The sequence below is a fragment of the Arthrobacter sp. HMWF013 genome (genome assembly GCF_003061105.1).
In the GTDB taxonomy this organism is placed as follows: domain Bacteria; phylum Actinomycetota; class Actinomycetes; order Actinomycetales; family Micrococcaceae; genus Arthrobacter.
Window position 1 is genome coordinate 9,388 of record NZ_QAIQ01000660.1, and the last position, 2,157, is coordinate 11,544.

General features: G+C 67.7%; 4 protein-coding genes. 2 read left to right on the plus strand and 2 right to left on the minus strand.

The annotated features are described in order from the left end of the window. Positions 1 to 244: hypothetical protein (locus DBR22_RS24975; protein WP_258229373.1), on the plus strand; the 244-nt coding region annotated here is incomplete at its 5' end. A gap of 9 nt (positions 245 to 253) precedes the next feature. Then, positions 254 to 772 carry a DinB family protein gene (locus DBR22_RS21630; protein WP_108600679.1) on the plus strand — a complete coding sequence of 173 codons (519 nt, stop codon included), beginning with the start codon at positions 254 to 256 and terminating at the stop codon, positions 770 to 772. Between the two features lie 15 nt (positions 773 to 787). On the opposite strand, the gene DBR22_RS21635 is transcribed toward DBR22_RS21630, so the two are convergent. Together DBR22_RS21635 and DBR22_RS24980 are read right to left on the minus strand one after the other, a co-directional pair. Continuing rightward, positions 788 to 1,780, minus strand: a complete 993-nt coding sequence (locus DBR22_RS21635) for a GNAT family N-acetyltransferase (RefSeq protein ID WP_108600680.1) — start codon at positions 1,778 to 1,780, stop codon at positions 788 to 790. A 50-nt stretch (positions 1,781 to 1,830) separates the two neighbouring features. Beyond that, positions 1,831 to 2,157 (minus strand): ATP-binding cassette domain-containing protein (locus DBR22_RS24980; RefSeq protein ID WP_258229374.1); only part of this gene is annotated, 327 nt, incomplete at its 5' end.

The following is a 2,157-nucleotide window of genomic DNA, read 5'->3' on the forward strand; positions in this document are numbered from 1 at the left end:
GGCTTTCGCCGAATATCCCGCCAAGGGCCGGGCCACGGCCGGTGTCCGCGCGCACAGGTTCCTTAAGGGCGAGGACATGCTGCTGCTCGCCTGGGCAGGGCACGGACCGGCGAAGGCTTCCTCGCTGGCAGGCGTTGCCAGGTCGCTGCCGCAGGAGCATGGCCGGCGTGACGGCTCGGGGATTCCACTGTCCCAGGCCGTGGAAGTGGTGGGCCCTGCCATGGCATGGCCCGATCCCGCTTAGACTGCTGCCATGCCTATCATTCCTGATGAAAAGGACTGGACCTGGGTCCTGACCCGGCCTTGCCCTGAGTGCTCCTTCGACCTCCCCTCGGCCACACCCGCCACCGCCCCGGCGACGATTGGGAACATGCTGCCGCGGTGGCGGGCAGTCCTGCGGCGCCCCGAGGTGGCCGAACGCCCCAACGACACCACGTGGTCGCCGCTGGAGTACGCCTGCCATGTCCGCGACGTCTTCGCGCTCTTCGACCAGCGGCTGAACCTCATGCTCGAATCCGACGACGCACGGTTTGAGAACTGGGACCAGGACCGTACCGCCGTCGAGATGGATTACGCCAACGCCGATCCCGCAGTCGTCAGTGCCCAACTGACCGCGGAAGGTGAACAGATCGCCGAGTCATTCGCAGGGGTCAGGGAGTCCGACTGGGGCCGGAAGGGGCTGCGCAGCAACGGCTCAGAGTTCACGGTCCTGACGCTTGCGCAGTACTTCCTGCATGACGTGGTGCACCACCTCCACGACGTGGATGGCTAGGGCGCGGGTGGCTGGCTAAAGCGGCTTGTCCCAGGCCATGCTGGTGTTGACCGCCCTGTACCCCATTCCGGTGTAGAGAGCCAGCGCGCCGGTGGGATTTTCCGAGTCGACGTCCAGTGAAGCCACATCCATTCCTGCCGCCGTAAACCGGTGCATGGCATCGGACAGGAGCGCCTGCGCAATCCCCCGTCCGCGGTATTCCCGCCGCACACCGAGCAGTTCGGTGTAGCCCTCCCGGAATCCGCGCCGGGCGGCAAGATCAGGGTCATGGGAAGCCAACTGGTATCCGGCCACCGTCCCGCTGGCGGCGTCGACTACCACCATGCTCAGGTCCGGCCGTGCGTGCGGGTGGTTGACGGTGAAGGACCAGGAATCCTCATCCCGCGGCTCGCTGCCCCAATGGTCGCGGAAGGTCTCATTGTGCGCGAGGCGGACCTGTTCGTGCCTTTCAGCCGTCAATACGTCCAGCATCAGCCCGGCGCCCAGGACCTTGGAGGGCAACGGCTGGTCCAGGGACCGGTGCATCTCGTTGAAGTAGCGGACCACCGTGTAGCCGGCTGATTTCAGCAGCCTTGCCTGGTGCGCGTGCTGCTGCTCGGTGCCGATCCGGAGGCGGGGCACCAGCGGAGCAGCGGTGCCGGCTGCGTCGTCAGCGAAGCGCTGTCGGGTGCTCTCCTCCAGCCAGCCGAGAAGGGCCGCTCCCACCCCGCGCCGCTGCCACGCCGGGTCAACGCAGCCGAACCCGTGCGCCTTGTCGCCGTCCGGGTTCTTGGAGATCCTGCCGTAGGCCCGGATGACGCCGTCGCCGTCCAGCCCCAGCACTGCGTGGGTGCCCAGTGGATTCTTCCGGGACTCCGCGTGCTGCTGGAGGTCTGCCTCGCGTTCATGCCAGACGGGGTGTTCCGCAGCGGCCGTCCGCGCGATCAGCGCGGCCCACGCCGTGACGTCGGACGCCGCGGCCGGCCGCCATTGAAGCTGCGGAAAGTCCACTCGTGGCTGCTGGATCATGGCATCAGGCTATTACACCAGGCCAGAGATCAGGCTCAGGCATATCGGGCTCAGCGGAGGCTCTCCTCCGGATGGGGAAGCCGCGCATGGTCCGTCCCGCCTGGCCGTGACGCCACGGACAGGTCCAGAAGGGTGTCCTCCGGGTGGACGTCGGCCGGGTTGTGGGTCACCATGACCACAGTGCGGTCCTTGAGGCCGGCACGGAGGTCGGCCAGCATGTCCCGTCCGGCTTCCGCGTCCAGATGCGCTGTGGGCTCATCCAGCAGGATCACGTCGGCTCCTGTCAGGAGTGTCCGCGCCACGGCGAGCCTTTGCCGCTCGCCGCCGCTGAGGAAAGACCCGCCCGGGCCAATCCGGGTGTCCAGTCCCGCCGGGAG